The following is a 19,751-nucleotide window of genomic DNA, read 5'->3' on the forward strand; positions in this document are numbered from 1 at the left end:
TAAATTTGTAGCCAAAATAATGTTTCTTGTAGTTAAAATTTTAATAAGAAGTTGATTTTTATTCTTATAAAAACACTAATCTGGAATACTATTTTATTAATGATAAAATATAGTCTCTATTTGAAAGAGTGGTACGACAGTATTATTTAACTAAAAAATTGCCAGTAATCAGCAGTGTGATTTTCTCCTTGGGGAAAAGTTCAAGGTTACTCTGTTAACTCTCATCTATAAAATTTAACCAATAAGCGGAAATAAAACAAGCAATAAATAAACAGTGAAAGACAGAAACAATAGTATTTTATGGGAAGCATTGACTTTTGAAAAATACTCCATAAAATGCTTATTGTATCTATTATAAATGGAATATAAATTAAACGCTATGCTTGAAATGGCTAAGAAAATAACAATTAAAACGGTTATTCTAATAAGGTTAAATAAATCCTGTTTTGTATAAATAAGTACCTCAATGGAAGTTAGGCTCATTTTTAATGCTGCTAATACTGATATCGACAACCACAATCTTTGGTTTTTTTCTCTTTCATATTCAAGCTTAATCCGATACATAGTAAAGCAGATAATCTGTGTCATTACACCCATCAGCGGAAGTCTGAAAACAGAAAAAATGCTTTTATCCATTAACATTGTCGGGCTTCCATTTATATCAACAAATACCGCAATCTGATCCGGCAAACAGTCGTAATAAATGGAAAGCAAAACGAACGGAATTCCTGTAATAATAATGGATATCGAGATGAGGATTCTTTTTGTCATCAGTAACTTCTACAAAAGTTACTTGAAAATAATAAAAAAATCGTTCACAATAAAACAAAAACAATAGGGCCTTCCCCAAACTTGCCTTCTATTGTTTAAGGAAAAGGACATTAATGCTCCTACGAATACTACACTTATGTCTTATGGTAAATTCTCTCTTCTTGAATAGCTCATCCTTTATTCTTCAATAATTCTATTGTTTCTGTATCTTAACAACTTTTGAATCTAGTTTCAAAAAATACATACCTGATGTATAACCATTTAAATCTAATACTTCTGAATGACCTTCTATAAGCACCTGGCCTTGCAGATTTGTTAAGGTCCAGAAATGTTTTGCATTTAAGTTTATTAAACCTTGTGTTGGATTTGGATATATGTGAATTGAGAGATCTTCTGCAGCATTGTTTATACCCGTAACTATAGCAGGAGCATGCAGTTTCCCTACTCCCACGTATTGATTTACTTTTGCAGGCACATCAACCACAGGGAAGGTAATGGAAGCACATTGATAAGGAGGGGAAAAGTTACTTGTTTCAAACTCTTCACTACCGCTCAATGAAGACGCACCTTGTGACAGAGCATTAGGCAATGTAATAGCCGGCATTCGGTCACAGTTTTTGAAAATATTATCTTTTAATAAAGCTTTTCCACCTTCCGATAATTTCCCAAAGACTGGCTTCTTAACATCTTCGTAATAATTCTTCTCAAGATATGCATTGGAATTAATTCTCACATTAAGCCCATTACCTTCCAAACATCTCGTAGTATAGTTATTGAACATGTGCAATTTGCCAAACCTCATAAGGGGCATACGGGAACCTATATTCTCAAACTTATTATGATGCATGGTAATTTTCCTGTCGAAATCGTCGGAGTTTCCCTTTCCGAAAAGACACGCCTTGTGGTGATCGTGAAAGTAGTTCCATGATATAGTGATGTACTGACAGTTATTCTTAGCGTCAAGCAGCCCATCATATCGGTCATAATCGGTCATGAGAGTCGGGTCTTCATTGTAGAATTCACAGTGATCTATCCAGATATGACTTGACTTACGTTCGGTTTCGGGCACTGTCTCATCATCTGCCTGAATAGCGATACAATCAGGATCAAAGTTAAATCCCGCTATTTTATTCTCACCATCATTAGAAATAGGAACGCCTTTCATGGTAAACTTAAGATTACGAATAATAATGTTGTGCTGACATTGAATACTCACACCTATTTGATTGAAGAATCCCTTAGTCCCCACTCCAAAGAGTGTTTTATTTGATCCTAACCTTAATACATTCGGACCTTTAAACTCACGGTCTATAAGAATGATAACAGGATTAGGGCCTGACGCATATAGTTGCAGTTCTGCAAAGGACGTAGGCACAACTACCGGACCTCCTGCCCCTCCTGTAGTCCCGCCTTCTAAAGAAGCATAGCCACAAGGTTCAGAATCCTGAACCTGAGCATTCAATTGCAGCCCGAAGGTTGAAAATAATGCAATCAGCAATAATGTTACTATTCCCACTTTTAGCATCTTTAAATTCAAATCTTTTTTCAGTGAAATTTATTGTAAAACAAAGGAAAATCAGAAAGGTAACGATAATGGAAATATTTATATGTGGAGGTATTTGAGAAGAAGCTAATTATGTCATATACTACTACGCCTATCTAAACACGCAAGGCGCCATCTTTGGGACAGCGCCTTGCTTTACATCTAAAATTTAACCTTAAATAACTGTTGTCTAAAATTAATCTTCAGGTGAAAATCTTACTCTTTTACTAATTTGATAACTCTGGATTTGTCGTTTTGAGTAAATTTTAAAAGGTACATGCCCTTTGCATAGTTTTGTGTCATAAGCGCTGCCTTATCATTTATTTGACCGGATTCTAATACTTGCCCCATTTGGTTCATCAATTGGTAAGTAAAATATCCTTTAGCTTCAATGTTAAACTCAGCATTAAAAGGATTAGGATAGGCAAGGAAATTAGATGAAGAGTATTGCTCCTCAAAACTGGTGATAACTTCATCTGCTAACTTTGCTACTCCAAACAAAGACGGATCTTGCCATGCATTGTCAGTGGTTGAAGACCAGGCGATTTTCTTATCTCTTGTCCCTCCGTTATCATCATCATTGATCATAAACTCAAGGCCCAATAATTGATTTTCTGCTGGAGATGCCTGCACAGTGGCCCAAGGGATACGTACCTCTACAACATAACCAGTTGGTGTACTCACTGCGCTATAAGTAATACCACTTGTAGACCTGCCTGCTGGTAAAACTCCAACGGTAGTTCCATCATTCCATCCAAAAGTATATTGAACATCATTGGCACCATAAGTAGAGGCCTTATCATTGTTAATGTCCAGATAGATCTCAACAGCATCATCATCATAAGAGTTCTGACTATCATTTTGTTTGGTATTGTCAGTTACAGTGACGAATGCATACAAATAAGAGTTATCCCATAAAAATTTAGCATTTCCACTCAAATCGCTTGCTGAAGAAATTGTGCCAACTAAAATATTTTTGGCTTCTATAGAAGAAATAAGAGGGTTGTCCCAAATGCCAGGCTCCTCAGTACCATCGATGACAGGAGCTATTGAAGTCTTTTGAATTTTAAATGGAGGAGCTTTTACAATGACAGTAATCGCTGCAGAGGTTCCATTTAAATTTTCTGCATCTGTTGCTTTTGCCGTAAATGAGTATGTGCCAGCCGGTAATTCATGCAATTGGAGGTTGTATGGAGCAGTAAAGTCTTCTCCAAGTTTATTCGTTCCATTAAAGAACTCCACTTTTGTTACATTGTTATTTGCATCCGTTACAGCTGCTGTCAAAAGTATGGAAGCTGGAGCTTCAGGACTGGTACCAGTAACATTCGATGTTAATACAACAGAAGGAGCATTAGGATTAACCTGAGTAAATGTAATTGTCGGAGTAGTCCAGTTTATTACAGATGTTAGAGCCAAATTAAATCCACTTTGTGAAGGATTAATTCTGATATTTGTATTGGCACTTGTATTTTTTAGGAACTTATTAATGAAAGCTGTGCTTGAGTTATTCTGAGTAGTTGCAGCAGCACAATGATTGTGACCACCTGTAAAATCAAATCCGAATCTATCTTCTACTCCCATAGCTTTCCATACTTCAAGAGCTGCCATGCAAGACTTATAACCAGATTCATCTCCCAGCCACTCAAAGCCAGGATTTCCCAATGCTAAGAAAGCCCTTGGTGCAATCATCGCTATAAGCTCATGATGGTCATGAGGCAATGTATTTGGGTTTAAGTTTTTCATACTGGACTTAAACCAGCTATAGTTTGTATTATCTATTTTCTCAACATTAGTGCCTGTTCTGGATGTAAATGCCTGAGACATTCTCCACGAGTTAATACCTCCACCACCGGATTCCTGAGCTATTGTTAATGCCACTCTCTCATCAAAAGCACCACCGAACAAAGCCATTTTACCAGCATAGCTACAACCTGTCACACAAATTCTTTTAGGATCAGCGTTCATTTGTGATTTTACAATTTCAATTCCATCAATTAAACGGCTTATTCCCCAAGACCATGCGCTATATTTACCAATGTTTGTGCTTGGATACAATTTAAAGTAAGGATCATTTGCATTGATACTTCCTGATCCACCACCATAAGAAACTACCTGGTCATGATTAAAAGGAATCTGTATAACTCCGGAAAAAAGGCTTGCACTTAACTGACCAGAAGGAGCGTTCATCCCAATTACTACAGGGAAAGGACCAGTACCGGAAGGGATGTTTACATTAGATTCTAATTTTAATGTCTGGCCATTTTCAACAACAGTTACAGTAAGTTTCCCACCTGCATAAGTAGCAGTCACATTAGAAGGTTTAGGAGGCTTTGGCCCTATTTCATACTGTTCAATGTCCGATTTGATTTGATTTCTTCTACAGGTCCAATCATCAAAAGTTGCCACTCTTCCACCATAAGTAAAAGAGAAAGGATCTGGTAAATAGGTGTTGGAAGTATTTGTGTTTCCCGGAGCAGTATTACATCCTGTAGCTGTTCTGTTTTCTACATCAAATACAAGGGGAACCTGCCCGAACAAATTATTGAATAGTGCAATGTTCAGGAATAGCAAAAATGCACTTGTCTTCATTCTCATATTTATTATTGTTTTAATTAGTATACATGTCAAAACATAATAAGCAATACAGCTACCAGCTGTCATCCTGCAATGGCAGTAATACAGAGGTTCGGAAACCTATTATAGACTAAATAAAGGGAAAGTTCAGATTAGCTTATGCCAAAGCCAGTCTACCTGAATTCTTGATTCAGTGACATGATTATATTCCAGTTAGTAATTAGGGAAGTCATTACCTCATGGATTGTTTCCAAAAGTTCTTGCACTAAACACTACTCATCAAAAAGTAAACATGAATTGAAAAAAAGTGAAAAAATTATCAGAATAAATGTTGTCGTAGTCTAAAGGTTTAGTGACTAATGAAAATCGCCCGGAATACCCGGGCGATAACAAAACTAAATAAGAGAAAAAATTTTATGAGCGTAGATCACAATTCATTAATAACGAAAGGCTTAACTGTTTTTTCTCCAATCTTTATAAGATATAAACCAGGTTTTAGACCAGTTAATTGCAACTCAAACATATCATTGTCAATAATCCCCTTGTCAATAATCCTTCCAGCATAGTCGACGATAGCATAAGATTCGCGAACTAGTGATACTGCAGAAGAAATTAATAATACATCAGAAGCAGGATTAGGGTAAAGATTTAAATTCAAACTATTCTTAGAAGCATTTGAAATGCTGGTATAATCACATCGTCCACCTTTGAAATATTTCACAACTTGATCGAAAGTCTTTATAAAATGAGAATATGTTATAATTCCACCGACTCAACGTTAAAGCTTGACTCGGAGGATATCTAGATAATCAAATGATTAGCAAAATAAGAATTGAAGAGATTAAGAAACTTTCTTTAATCGAACAAACATCTGATTAATAAACATCATAGCCTTAGGAAGATGTAAAATAGAATTGGAGGGTATAGAGTTACAACTAACTCTCTATTTACATAAAGATCTGTGCGCAGCTGATATTATTGACTGCGCACAGATCACATTAATTACTTGATAATTACTTTTTCTGTAAAAATATTCTTTGCATCTTTTATATTCACAAAGTAAATCCCTTCCTTTAAAGTCGTAACTGAAACCTCAGCTTTACCGTTTTCCATAATTCCACTATGTAAAGTCCTTCCGGAAATATCTCTGATTTCAAAACTACCCTCTTGAACAATATCTGAAGAAAGGTTAATCTTTCCTGAAGGAGAAGGATTCGGATAAATCATGAGTTTAACTGTGCTACTTAAAGCATTGACATTTGAAGTAACAGTTTCAGGCTTCCATATTTTAAACTTACCCGAAGCATGTAACAGGGCGAGTATATGAAGTAAACCGTCATAATATCTGTATTCTCCGGTGGGAACAGCCTGATTATATAGTTTGTCTACAAAATCCCAGGCAATTGCATTGTTGGAGGCTAATGTTCCTGCACCATTCATGGCATATAAGCCGGAAGCGGCATGAGTATTTTCTGTTGGAGTACCATCCTGATGATACAATGCATTATAGTTGGAACCATATGAATTAAAGAAGGTCAAAAGTTTATCAACCTGAGCTGAATGCCAGGAGTTACCAAACCAGTGGGCATCCATAGCAATGTTAGAAATTACTCTCCAGGAGTCGTAAGCAAAGTTTCCTGCGTTGCTGTTCCACGATACTGTATAAGGCTGGCCGTCAAAGGTCATATAATCAGTCACAAGTCCGGTATTAGGATGCATGGCCTTCAAAAGAAACAGCTTGCTTGAATCGGCTGCATCTGCCCAGAACTGATTATCAGTGCTGGCCCACAAAGACCAAAGCTTATAAAATGCAGGCAAGTGATAAGAAGGGTCTGTGAAATCTGCGTTACCTCCCTCTGGTACAAAAACTACCTGCTTATTTGTTTTGTTAAACATATTGGTAAGCTGGTTAACTACCCCGCCATTTCTGGTTTCCAGATTTATCATGTCTGATAAAAGCTGTTGTGCTTCAGCCTCATAATTAAAAATGCCTTCCCCGTTACCCCATCTGTGTGCAGCAAAGAACAAAGCGGTAGCAAAATATTCTTCACCATCCGAAGCGCTGTTCGGATCCAAGATTTCAAAAGTAGAAGCATCTACCTGCCATGCAAAATATCCTGCTCTAGGACCGGTTTTATGTTGCATATATGTTTTAGCAAATTTCCATAGTTTGTCAAACTCTTCTTTTTTGTCAAGCTGAACAGCGATCATCATTCCATAAGACATCCCTTCTGAACGGATATCTTTACTGGATATAGCATCTATATAAGCCATATCGCTCCCTGTTTCAAAATATAGAGCTTCTGAAGTTGAGCTGCCATAAAACAGCTGCTGAAAAGCTGCTTCAACTTTATTATCTATTGCAGTTTCTGACTTACCCATTTCCTTAAACATATTTCTATATAGGTCAGTATAGTAAGCTCCCTGAGTTGGAGGAACAGGCGTGCCTAGTTCAACTTCAGGAATGATTTCCAGATTGAAATCATCAAAGTAATAATTTGCTGCTGATGCCCCTACAAAAATATTAAAACGTAATGCGCCTTCACCCTCTGCATCTGATGTATAAACCATCTCGATTAACTTCCAGTCAGAGTTAAGCGTATAGTTAGATCCAGTTCTATAATTATAAAATGGAGGTCCATCCTGAGCGGCCAGGTGGATGGAAACATCCTTATCAGCTTTGGCATAAAAGCTAATGATGTACTTTGCCCCTTTTTCTGCAGCCCAATTACTTGGTGTATTAAGCTGAATGTTCCAGTTATTGTCACCAGGTGTTAAAACATTGAAGTGTGCTGAATAATTTCCGCTGTGTGCATCAGATGAGTTGTAGTCTACAGTGGCAGACCCGTCAGTTACTTGGGATCCCCACCAGTCCTGGCCGCTTTCAAAGCCTGGGTTAGAAAAAATGTTTGCTGCTTTTATTCCGTTTAATGATAACAGAAACAAAAGACTAAACAGGTAGATGTGTTTCATGCATGTATAGGTTTTTTTGAAGTGCAAATCTAATAAAAAATAATGGCCCTTAGATTGAACAATTATGAGATTTAGTTCACAATTTCATCGGACAATCAAGGTCCATCTTGCTTTTGTTCAATTCAATAAGATTAAATAAAACGTTGGAAAGAATTGTACATTCTCTCTAGATGGAGACTATCTGATTTTATAAAGTAGCCCATGAGCAATATGGGATTTACTATAATCTTTCCTGCTTTTCTTATTGTCATAACCAAACCATTTCTAACTATTGAGATTTATAAAAGTTACCGTTTACTTTTTGGGCTAAAATCAGTACTTATCTGGTAGAGGATTGGTATATGAAAACCCGAAAAATAAGGGTTGGGAGACCAAAAACCTTCTCTTCAAAACCATTTGATATCCAACAATTAATAAAACTATGAATAAGGTCCTTGTTTTGTCATTAATGTTGCTTGTTTCTTTGTTTCATTCAAATACAAGTTTCAGCCAATGCGGGTCCCAAACGGCAACTATTGTCAATCAATGTCCCAATCAGTCTCCTCAGTTATCCATTCCTACTGCAGTTCCGGGAACTGATTATATATGGACAGTTGGGGGATCGAAATACGGCCAGGGATATGACTTCACCTATCAGTCTCCTTTGACCTCACCAACAATTATAAGCTATCAGGAGCAAATTAATCAAACAGGAGGCCCGTCAAAAGGAGGGACTCCGCCTTATGCGATGCCTGCATCAGGAACTTCTATATTAAACAATGGTTATTCAGTTTCTGTAAATTCAACAACTGATTTCAGATTAAATGCTATTACTGTACCTATAAAACTTTATTACTGTGATCCAAATGCAACATACAGGTTAAAGGTAATAGTTGGACCAACTGCCACTCCAACCGCTGCTTCAGTCTGGCATACATTTAAATGTTCTGACCTTATCAGCACCACAGAAGGTCAGACTTATCTTGTACCTATTAAAGTAAATACCAGCCCAACAGATCCGGGGCTTACAATTCCTGCAGGATCAACTACTATATCTGTTATATACAGCGATGCAACCAATCCTGCAGGAACATCAGATATCAGCGGATTGGTGGCATTTCCCACTACAACGTTCAATAACTCCTATTCTATAGGATCAACAACAATTTCTCATTCAACAACAACCAACAGGCCTGCCTTTCTTGACTGGAATATTACAACTCTTTGTCCTGCAGTTGCAGTAAATGTCAGTCCTACAGCGTCTGCCAGTTGTTGCGTTCCCGGAAACGTTACTGCTCCATCCATTAATACAAGTACCGGAACTAATATTATTGATACTGATCCTATTTCGCCGGCATTAACTTTAAGTACTCCTTTGCAAGTCGGCTATTATTATCAATGGTTTAAAAACGGACAAGCTTTAACAGCTCCACTACAAAACGATAACGAAATAAACGTTACAACTTCGGGGCAATATACTGTGAGGGTTGTAGAAAAACTTGCTGACATCAATAAAACATCATGTTATAAAACGGATGTAGAAATGGTGTCCAAAAGAATATTGTTTGCTCAAACAGACAAAATTTCGCTATGTCTGGGAGAAACTGCCAAGCTTAATGCTTTAGGCGCCACAGGGAATACTGCGGGATCTATAATCTGGTCCGGAGCAAGTGGTATAAGCAATGTCAATGCAAAAAATCCGACCTTTTTACCGGTATCCATTGGAACACACACTTTGGAAGTTGACGCGGAGGTGCCTGTAGGGAATCAGGTAATTAATGGAGATTTTGAGTTATTTACTGTAGGGGACGCATCTCCCGGATTTACACATAGTTCTTATTACAACTTTATCAATCCGGCTAATGCAGTAAACGGAACAGATGCCAATACCTTTTTCGGGATTCCAAACAGAAAGGGGATATCATGGCTACAAAATGGAAATTTCTCCATCTACAATTATGTATTTTCCAATAATGATGGATATACTGGGATAAAGCCTTGTCCAGACCATACAACCGGAACAGGGAATTTACTATTTACAGATGCTGCCGCAAAGAATATACCGGCAGGAACGCCATTTACAGATACCTATATCTGGTCACAGCAAGTAACACTGGAAGCGGGACAGGAATATGAATTTGCAGCATGGTTTACAAACGCAAATACTGAATATTGTGTATGCACCGACCCCTTTGATGGTACAGTAAATGGGGTTAAAACACCGAGCGGACAACCGCAGATAAATCTTTATGTAAATGATCAACTTGTTAATCCAACTCCCATAACAATTGCAGGCGCTACATGTCAATGGCAAAAAGTAAGTTATAAATATACTGCTACAACATCTGGTACCGCAACAATTAAAATTTCTGAAATTTCAAGAGCTGATGCAGGAAATGATTTTGCAATGGATGATATTTCTTTTGGTGCTCCCGGAAGGCAGAAACACACAGTTACAATTGATGTTACTGACTGTGATGACCTAAATGCAACTACGTTATGTAATGCAGGAGAATTGACACTTGAAGCAACTTCGTCAAATGGCTTCTTCACAAAGTGGACACATACCGACAATGGAGGGGTTACAAGCTCAACTACAATTGATAAACCTAATGATGCCATAACAACGGCTGAGCCGGTAGCAACTACAGATAGATATACCGCCGAGTTCAAATTTGTTCGTGGTAATCAGATAGGCAATCCGGATTATTCGCTCACGACAAAAAACGGGAGCAATATGACTGACAGAACAAACCTGCCTGGAACATACGGTCTAAGCAATGGTGAGTATATAATCGGGAAAAATCCTTCTGCATTTTCCAATACACAGGATAAAATTTATACTTCTGTCTCAGACCATACTACAGGCAGCGCAAGCTCATTTGACTATTTCTCCGGTAGTGGAGTATATTCTGCTGGCCATGAGATAGTATTTAGTCAGACGATAGCAGTTACAAATGGAGAGGAATATGGATTTTCTGTTTGGCTGGCAAATATTCATAATGAATTTACAAAAGCAAATCCTGACACATCCAATAATGCTAAAACTACTAAACTAGATCTATATGTAGGTGGAATTCCGGTTAAAAGATTTACACTTCCTCTAAACACCTCATGGAATAACTTTGGTTATAATTTTATAGCTGCAATTACAGGAAACCTCACTGTTGAACTAAGAGTTCCAAATTTAAATCTTCAAAAAGCTGCTGCATTTGCAATGGATGATATTCAGATAGGAAAGGTGGATACTAAAATTATAGACGTATTGCCGGATCCGAATTGCACCCTTCCTGTCTCATACCTGTATGTCAATGTGGAGAGAAACGGTGCTCAGATTCACATGGAGTGGGCTACAGCGCAGGAAAAAGATGCGGATTTTTTTATCATTGAAAAATCAAAAGACGGAGTTAACTTTTCTGCTACAGGCACAATAAAGGCAAAGGGAAATAGTACTTCTGCAAATAAGTATATCTATTCTGAATCTGCTTCTGGAGACTATAACTATTATAGAATTAAGCAAACAGATCTGGATGGCAAATTTGAGTACAGCAAAATTTTCTTTGTTTCAGGTATAATTCATGATGATCTCATTGTTTATCCAAACCCAAGCTCGACATCCTTTACAATAAAGGCAAATAGTAATGAAGGAGAAACTCTTCTTATCAAAATTATCGATACCAAAGGATCAGAGTTAGCTAACTTTGCTCAACAGGCAAACGAGTCAATAACAATTGGATCAGATTTTCTTCCTGGAGTTTACATATTAGAAGTACTGGGAGGAACTCAGTTGTGGAGAAAACGAATAGTTAAGCAATAGTAATTAATATCAAAGCAAAAGGTCCACTCCGATTTATTTGAGTGGACCTTTTTTATAAAGAGTTTTCTTAAGCTTATCAAAAACTAAATCTAATCCTTGATAACTTTTTCCTTAATGACGCCTTCGGCGGTTTCTATTTCTGCAATATAAACGCCCTTAGGGAAGCCTGCTGCAGCTATTTCAACCTTATAGTCACGAATGCTCCTTTTTTCAAAGACAATTTTTCCTGATTGATTGTAAATAGTTAAGCTGCGAATAAGAGCGTCTGATTCAAATAGAATCTTATCAGCAGCAGGATTAGGATAGAATGATAGCTTAGACTTTACCAAAGGTTTGAATGTGCTTAATACATTATCGTTAACAAGGCTTATATTGTCAAAGTGTAAACTACCCAAAGCTTTTCCCAGATCAAAAATAATCCTGGCCTCTGGATCTGTATTGCCAGACATTGTAAAATTATAAGTAATTGTTTTCTTTGCAGGACCAGCTGTCTGAGTGGCTCCGGAATATACATTCCATGGGTCCTTGCTCATGCCTATGCTAGCAACAAAAGTTGTTTGCTGGCTTGCCCAGACATCAAATCTTAAAGTATAAGAGTTACCCTTTTCTATTAAAAGATCATCCTGGGAGAATTGTATATCCCAGGCATTGGCTCCGCTTTTAGATATATTAAATACGATCTCTTCCTGATCTATAGTTGATGAAGCAAGACCAGAGGGCACAGTCTGATGCCATTTGAAGAATCCTGCATCAAATTCTCCATTCTGGATCATTTCACCCTTCTTTCTGAATACTGGTTTTATCGTCGTATTTATTGCCATATCGAATTGAAGAGGATTGTCAAGGTCCTGATATGTTCCTTCCCACTTTATAAACTCAAATCCTACATCAGGGACAGCTTCAAGAGTGACATTTGCATTAGCGTTGACTTTTCCATTCGGGAATGAAGCAGTAACAGATCCCCCAGCAACCTGGTGCACCAACAAATCATATTCTGATTTTTCCTCACTGAACTGATATACCCTTACAAAATCTACTTCAAATTTCTGAGGAAAAATTGTAGAATCTATTCCTTGTGAGCCAGCCCAATCGCCACCTACTGCATTATTCATAATCAGATGCATCTTCTGATCAAATGGCCATTCCTTATAAGTGTCTGTAGGCTTTTTATCAAGAGAATAATATAAAACATTATCAACATAAAATCTTAAGCTGTCTGCATACCATTCCAAAGCATAAGTATAAAAGTTGTTATAAGGAGCAACTAGATCTGTACTACCACCTCTTCCTTCGCCAGTCGCATGATTGTATCGCTCTGTGTGTGTTGTAAAAAATATTTTGTCAGGATCATATCCCACATTCTCCATCAGATCTATTTCACCGCTTGAAGGCCAGTTGCCATATATATTTTCGCTTGGCAAAAACCAGATGGCCGGCCAGATACCTCTGCCAGTGGGCAATTTAGCCCTGACTTCAAACCGACCATATTTCCAGTCGCCATTCCCCAGTGTTTTTATTCTTGAAGAAGTAAACTTTTTGCCTGAATAATTCTCTTTTCTGGCTTCAATTATCAGCTTCCCATTATCAACCCGAACATTTTCCAACGTTTCTTTGGTATAATATTGCAGCTCATTATTCCCAAATCCGCTACCGCCTACATCGTAGTTCCATTTGTTGGGGTTCGGCAAACCTGAATAATCAAATTCTTCAGACCAAATTAATACTTTATTGATTTTCTGAGCATAGAGCGGGCTTAAGAAAAGACAAAGTGAAATAGCGATTATAACTCTCATCGAAATATTATTTTTTTTCCTTACTTAGTACAATTTAAGGAATCAAACTCTCATTTTAAAATAACATCCTGAAATTCCACGGTTTTATCTATAATCGCCTTTGCGAAAGGACAATACGGTATAACTTTCATACGGTTACTTCTGGCAAAACCTATAGCCTTTTCAACCAAAGCATGTCCAACTCCTTCTCCTTTAAAGCTTTCGTCTACTTCTGTATGGTCTATTATCATTAGATATTCTGATTTTAAAGTATACTCCAACTTGGCTAATATCTTATCACTTTTCCGAACAAAAAACATTCCTCCACCTTCATGAACCTGCTGTCTGATATCTCTCATACCTCTAAGATTTTTTCTGAATTTTGATCATTGGTGTTGAACAGGGTTGGTAGTGTACAAAAAAGGGAAACGGACACTACTGCCTGCTTTCCTTTCTCCCTTGGTTCAGGGGAATCTATTCATAGAATGTCACCTGACCATTGTCCATATCATAATAGGAGCCAACTATTTTAATCAACCCTTGATCTTCCATTTCCTTTAAAATAGAGCTTTGCTTACGAATTGCCTCAACAGTAACCTTGACATTTTCCTTTATTACCAGGTCCACAAACTCATAATTTTTAGATGTTTTCTCACCATGATAATGATTACAATTCTGAATGGCAGGCTCAACCTTTTTCAATAAAGTAGTCAGGTTTCCTAATTCAACATGATCTATCGCGCCTTTTATTGCACCACAGTATTCATGCCCTATAACAAGCACAAGTTTAGCTCCCGCAACTTTACAACTGAACTCCATTGAACCCAGAATGTCATCATTTATGATATTACCTGCTACACGTGCAACAAACAAATCTCCGATTCCTTTATCAAAGACATCTTCTACAGGAACTCTTGAATCTATGCAGGAAAGCACAATAGCTTTCGGATACTGGCCATTCACAGCATCCCTGATTTGTTTAGAATGATCGCGCAAAGTCAGTGTACCGGAAATGAATCTTTTATTACCTTCTTTAAGTTGCTTCAACACCTCATCAGGGGTGAGTTTTTGCTGCTCATCTGCAGTTAGTACTTTTTCTATTAACGGATTTAGCTCCATGATTTCTTCTAATTAAGGTTTATTGAGAACCTCTATCAGACAAAATACAGTTAATAGAGGATATCAAAAATAATCTGATTGAGATTGATTTAAAAATAGAAGAACTTATTTTTAAAATTTTTACATTTAGTCATTAATCAATTTTTAAAACATTCTTTTTAACTATGAAAAACCTCAAACTTACCTTTATCATTCTACTAATTTCCATTTTTAATCAAAGTAAAGCCGGTATATATGAAGTTCTGACAGTAAAGCCGATTTATGAAAATAAGAAACTCAAGGGTTACTACATTGTAAGTCGAGACCTGGAAAAATTTAAGAAAACATCAACTTACACTATCTCCAAATGTGATGTTTCAATGAAGCCCATAATTTCAGTACAAGAGCCCCGCAACATGTATGATGATGTAATTTCTGCTGCTGTGAATGATTCAGCTTTGTGTGTAATATACAATTTTAACGGAAACAGTGGGATTAAAAATGTCACAAACGGTGAAGCAGAGATAGTGACATATAGCTCAAGAGACCTGAAGCAACTTGGGACTACAAAACTTCTAAACAAAGTAGCAATGTGGCACATTAACTCAACTATCGTTGCTAATGGTAACTCCGGATTTATTTTCACGGGAATGTTATTTGAAGACAAGGTATTTAAAGGAATAATCCATTACGATAATAAATTAAATATTAAATGGACTTATGAAAACGCGTTTAATTATGAAGAAAAGATAATCCCCTTGACTTACACTGAAACTATTGATCAAAACCTCTACAGCTTTTATGTTCGTAAGGCAAAATTAAAAACTCCCAAAATATATACAGGACTATTAATTAATAAAGTAAAGGATGGCAACATGGTATTAAACCATGAATTTAACAGTGAGGACATAAAAATTGTTGAGAAGCCTGCACTTTATAGTGATGGTAAAAACGGAGTATTATTTGCTCAGTTTAATCTTAGTAAAAATAATGGCAACTTTCTGATGAAAGCAAACAATGAAAGAGGCCTTCTCTTTCTTAGCTTTGATTTGACAACTAAGAAAACAGAGGAAAAACTACTATCTCTGGAATCGGAGGAATTTTTGTCTAAACTTGATGAAAGCGACAAAATCAAATTTAAAAAGGGCGGTCCCAGACTAAATCCTATCAGAGCTACTAAAATAGGAGAAAATTATTTCCTGATTGGAGAAACCTATAATCCTGTAGCTTATGATGTCCTGGTGAACTTTACAAGTTCGCATATGGAATGTTCAGATAGGGTTTTTGTAGCTGAGTTTGACAAAAACCTTAATCTCAGAAAAATTAATTTTTTCAACAAAACAATCAAAACATTCACTACTCCCAATGAGGTAAGTCACTCCTCCACTTATTTTACCGGCTCATTTCTTGATATGAGAACTAATGAAGATAAGTCAGGATTTACATTCAGGTATATTGATTATACAGGAGGTAAAACAGCAGATCACATCACTGTTACTTACAATAACGGAAACTTTAAAACGACCAGCTTACCAATGACCAGAGCGCGTAGCGACTATTCTCTGAATGCTCTGGAAGGTAAGCCAGGAAAGATAAATGTGATAAAAAGAGTTTATAATGTTTTTGAAATAGCGGAAGAGTAGTTGAACATTAACCGTTCAAAAAGAAAGAGGATGTTAATAGACACATCCTCTTTCTCCAAATATACGGAATATAGCAAATAACCTAAGTCTACTTCACGGGTTCTGTTACTGGTGCCGGATTAATTTTTTGAAGAGTATCCATAGCCTGTTGCATAAAATCAATATCTTCAAATACGATCATCGGTTTTTTATTAACTTCTTTCAGCTTACACTTTTTAGGATTTTTCTGAGCAAAAAGGAGTATTTTACCAAAAATATCAGATTTGTAATAGGCATCATTATTCTGAACAAAATATCCTTTCATTGTGCCATTCTTGATAGTGAGCTTTTCAAAACCAAGTCCTTCGGCAAGCCATCTGAGCCTTACAGTTTCAACAAGGTCCTTAACTTCTTCAGGAAGCGGACCAAAACGGTCTATTATAGATGCCCTATATTTTTGAAGCTCCTCCTCTGTCTTAATATTATCAAGTGTAGAATAAAGACTTAATCTTTCGGATATATTGGAAACATAAGTTTCCGGAATAATTACAGCAAGATCTGTTTCTATCTGACAATCGGTAGGCTTATGTAAATCTTTAGCTTCAAGTTCTTTCTTGAACAACTCTGCAAACTCAGTTTCCTTAAGCTCTTGTATGGCCTCATCAAGAATTTTATGATACATATCGAAACCCAGATCTGATATGAATCCGCTTTGCTCTGCACCAAGTAAGTTACCTGCTCCACGAATATCCAGATCCCGCATTGCAACCTTAAATCCATCTCCAAGATCAGAGAACTCTTCGAGTGCACTTAGCCTCTTTCTTGAATCTGCTGGAAGGGTGGATACGGGAGGAGTCAAGAGATAGCAGAAAGCTTTTTTGTTGGAACGACCCACGCGTCCTCTCATCTGATGGAGATCAGACAATCCAAACATGTGTGCTGAATTGATGATAATGGTATTTGCATTAGGAATATCCAGACCAGATTCAATGATGTTTGTTGAAACCAATACATCATATTCTGCTTCTACAAACTTTAGCATTACTTTTTCTAGTTTATCTCCCTCCATCTGTCCATGAGCCACGCCCATCTTTGCATCAGGCACAAGGCGTTTGATCCTGTCAGCCATCTCTTCGATGTCTTTAACTCTGTTATGAACAAAGAATACTTGTCCTCCCCGTTTCAATTCATAGCTTACAGCATCTCTTATAATCGTATCATTGAAAGCATGAATCTCGGTAGTAACAGGTTGTCTGTTAGGAGGAGGGGTAGCGATAATAGAAAGGTCTCTTGCTCCCATTAGTGAGAAATGCAGAGTTCTTGGAATCGGTGTTGCAGTAAGAGTTAGAGTGTCTACATTAACTTTAAACTCTTTAAGTTTATCTTTTACTTTCACACCAAACTTTTGCTCTTCATCAATAATCAATAAGCCAAGGTCTTTAAACTTAACATCTTTACCAATAAGGCGATGTGTACCAATAAGAATATTAGTCTTGCCTTCCTCTACTCTTTTGATAGTTTCCTTTATCTGCTGAGCAGTTTTAAATCTGTTCACATACTCCACATTTACAGGAAAACCTTTAAGCCTTTCACTGAAAGTTTTGTAATGTTGCATAGCCAGGATGGTTGTTGGCACAAGCACTGCTACCTGTTTGCCATCTGTTGCTGCCTTAAATGCTGCACGCACCGCAACTTCTGTTTTACCGAATCCCACATCACCACAAACAAGACGATCCATAGGATGAGGAAGTTCCATATCAGCTTTTACATCGGCTGTAGCCTTAGCTTGATCAGGAGTATCTTCGTAGATAAATGAAGATTCGAGTTCTGCCTGAAGAAAAGTGTCTCTGTCAAACTTAAATCCAGGAGCCGCTTTTCTTTTAGCATACAGGCTTATTAACTCCTTAGCAATATCTTTGACTTGTTTTTTTACACGTTTCTTTTTGGTGTCCCAATCACCGGAACCAAGTTTACTGATAGGAGGTGGGGTTCCTTCTTTACCGGCATACTTTGATATTTTATGAAGAGCATGAATACTTACATAAAGCAAATCATCATCTCTATATACCAAGCGTATTGCTTCCTGTTGTCTTCCGCTTACTTCCACTTTTTCAAGACCAGCGAACCTACCTACACCGTAATCAGCATGAACAACAAAATCTCCAGGATGCAAAGCGCGTAGCTCTTTCAAAGTCATTGCCTTTGACTTTGAAAACTTTTCTTTGGTTTTATATCTGTGGTATTTCTCAAAAATCTGATGATCGGTATAACACACCAGCTTTAACTGATCATCAATAAAGCCCTGCCTGAGCGCGGCATTCATTGTTTGAAACTTAAGAAATCTGTCAACTTCATTAAAGATGGTAGTTAACCTTTCTATCTGGTGATAGGACTCTGCAGCGATAACATTTGTATAATCCTTTTCCTGATAGGATTTTAAATTTTCAGCAAGCAGGCTGAACTCCTTATTGAAAGGAGGCTGCGGTTTAGATGAAAACTCAATAAGGTTATCAGTATCAAAATAAAATCGGGTTCCGAATTCCAGAATCTTGTACCCTTCCAGCAGCTTTTTAAATTCTTCAGGATTTTCAAATAACTGAACAGGAGAAGTAATTAACTTTGAACCACCAGTCTCCTTTAATATCTGCTCAAATGAAAGTGTTGCTCTGTCAAAATATCTTTCTATAATCTCCAGGGTCAACTCAATATCTTTAACCCAGATATAAGTATCATCAGGAAGGAATTCAAGAAAAGATTCTCTTTTCTCCTGAAGCAATTTTGTCTGTACGTTGGGGATTATGGAAAACGTTTTTTTATTCTCTACAGACAGCTGTGTATTGGGATCAAAGGTTCTTACACTTTCGATTTCATCACCGAATAGTTCAATTCTGTATGGGTAATCATGAGAATAGCTGAATATATCAACGATCCCTCCCCTGATAGAATACTGGCCTGCTTCATATACAAAGTCGGTTTTTTCAAAGTCATAAGTTGAAAGTAATTCAGTAACAAACTGAAGATCTACTTTCTCGCCTACATTAGCAGTAAAACTATTGCTTTTGAGAGACTTTTTATTGATTACTTTTTCAGTGAGCGCATCAGGATAACTGACTATACAGAAATTATCTTCCCCTCTGTTATTCACAGCACTAAGCACCTCTGCACGCATAAGCACATTGGCATTTTCAGTTTCTTCAAACTTATAGGGCCTTTTATACGAGTTAGGGAAAAAATGAATGTTCATGTCCTGAAGAAGCACCTGCAGGTCATTTTGAAAAAAGGAAGCTTCTTCCTTGTCGTGAAGGATGAATAAGTGATTTCCAGGACTTAAACTGCATATAGCTGCTGACACTGCGGCATCCATACTGCCATTTAACCCTTTCAGACGGAAACGTAAATTGCTGTCAGACTTTATCTTATCATGGAGAATCTGAACCAGGGGGTCTTCCTGATAAAGCCTTATTAAATCTTTTACTTTCAAACTATTCTCTTTGTGAACTACAAATTTAAAAACATTGAGAGGCAGTATAAAATTCTTTCTGAATAAATAATATTCAAATAAGCAAAAAAGTTTGGAATGGACGTTTACTAATTATGCTTAA

Annotated in this window: 11 protein-coding genes; 2 read left to right on the plus strand and 9 right to left on the minus strand. The window is 37.0% G+C overall.

Going from position 1 to position 19,751, the window contains the following annotated elements:
- Nucleotides 1–234: 234 nt before the first annotated feature.
- The 5 genes from MYP_RS21050 to MYP_RS25495 form a co-directional block, all read right to left on the minus strand.
- Nucleotides 235–771, minus strand: a complete 537-nt coding sequence (locus tag MYP_RS21050; RefSeq protein ID WP_045467950.1) for a DUF1648 domain-containing protein — start codon at nt 769–771, stop codon at nt 235–237.
- 193 nt (nt 772–964) lie between these two features.
- Nucleotides 965–2,296: a pectate lyase family protein gene (locus tag MYP_RS21055; RefSeq protein ID WP_045467953.1), complete on the minus strand. Its 1,332-nt coding sequence runs from the start codon at nt 2,294–2,296 to the stop codon at nt 965–967.
- 234 nt (nt 2,297–2,530) lie between these two features.
- On the minus strand, nt 2,531–4,909 hold the full coding sequence (locus MYP_RS26460; protein WP_197060152.1) for a glucuronyl esterase domain-containing protein: 2,379 nt from the start codon (nt 4,907–4,909) through the stop codon (nt 2,531–2,533).
- Nucleotides 4,910–5,315: 406 nt separating this feature from the next.
- Nucleotides 5,316–5,609, minus strand: coding sequence for a T9SS type A sorting domain-containing protein (locus MYP_RS21070; RefSeq protein WP_045467960.1), 294 nt, complete (start codon nt 5,607–5,609; stop codon nt 5,316–5,318).
- A 281-nt stretch (nt 5,610–5,890) separates the two neighbouring features.
- Nucleotides 5,891–7,861 carry a glycosyl hydrolase family 8 gene (locus MYP_RS25495; RefSeq protein ID WP_052430412.1) on the minus strand — a complete coding sequence of 657 codons (1,971 nt, stop codon included), beginning with the start codon at nt 7,859–7,861 and terminating at the stop codon, nt 5,891–5,893.
- A gap of 421 nt (nt 7,862–8,282) precedes the next feature.
- Between MYP_RS25495 and MYP_RS25500 the strand changes: the two genes are divergently transcribed.
- Nucleotides 8,283–11,657, plus strand: coding sequence for a T9SS type A sorting domain-containing protein (locus tag MYP_RS25500; protein WP_052430413.1), 3,375 nt, complete (start codon nt 8,283–8,285; stop codon nt 11,655–11,657).
- 89 nt (nt 11,658–11,746) lie between these two features.
- On the opposite strand, the gene MYP_RS25880 is transcribed toward MYP_RS25500, so the two are convergent.
- The 3 genes from MYP_RS25880 to MYP_RS21095 form a co-directional block, all read right to left on the minus strand.
- The gene (locus MYP_RS25880) at nt 11,747–13,450 is read right to left on the minus strand and encodes a family 16 glycosylhydrolase (protein WP_081990628.1); all 1,704 of its coding nucleotides are present in this window, start codon (nt 13,448–13,450) and stop codon (nt 11,747–11,749) included.
- A gap of 50 nt (nt 13,451–13,500) precedes the next feature.
- On the minus strand, nt 13,501–13,788 hold the full coding sequence (locus MYP_RS21090; RefSeq protein WP_045467963.1) for a GNAT family N-acetyltransferase: 288 nt from the start codon (nt 13,786–13,788) through the stop codon (nt 13,501–13,503).
- A gap of 115 nt (nt 13,789–13,903) precedes the next feature.
- Nucleotides 13,904–14,548, minus strand: coding sequence for a carbonic anhydrase family protein (locus MYP_RS21095; protein WP_045467966.1), 645 nt, complete (start codon nt 14,546–14,548; stop codon nt 13,904–13,906).
- 164 nt (nt 14,549–14,712) lie between these two features.
- On the opposite strand from MYP_RS21095, the gene MYP_RS21100 reads away from it, so the two are divergent.
- Nucleotides 14,713–16,170, plus strand: a complete 1,458-nt coding sequence (locus MYP_RS21100; RefSeq protein ID WP_045467969.1) for a hypothetical protein — start codon at nt 14,713–14,715, stop codon at nt 16,168–16,170.
- Between the two features lie 88 nt (nt 16,171–16,258).
- On the opposite strand, the gene mfd is transcribed toward MYP_RS21100, so the two are convergent.
- Nucleotides 16,259–19,630: a transcription-repair coupling factor gene (gene mfd / locus MYP_RS21105; protein ID WP_045467973.1), complete on the minus strand. Its 3,372-nt coding sequence runs from the start codon at nt 19,628–19,630 to the stop codon at nt 16,259–16,261.
- Nucleotides 19,631–19,751: the final 121 nt, after the last annotated feature.

This window comes from Sporocytophaga myxococcoides (genome assembly GCF_000775915.1).
In the GTDB taxonomy this organism is placed as follows: Bacteria; Bacteroidota; Bacteroidia; order Cytophagales; family Cytophagaceae; genus Sporocytophaga; species Sporocytophaga myxococcoides_A.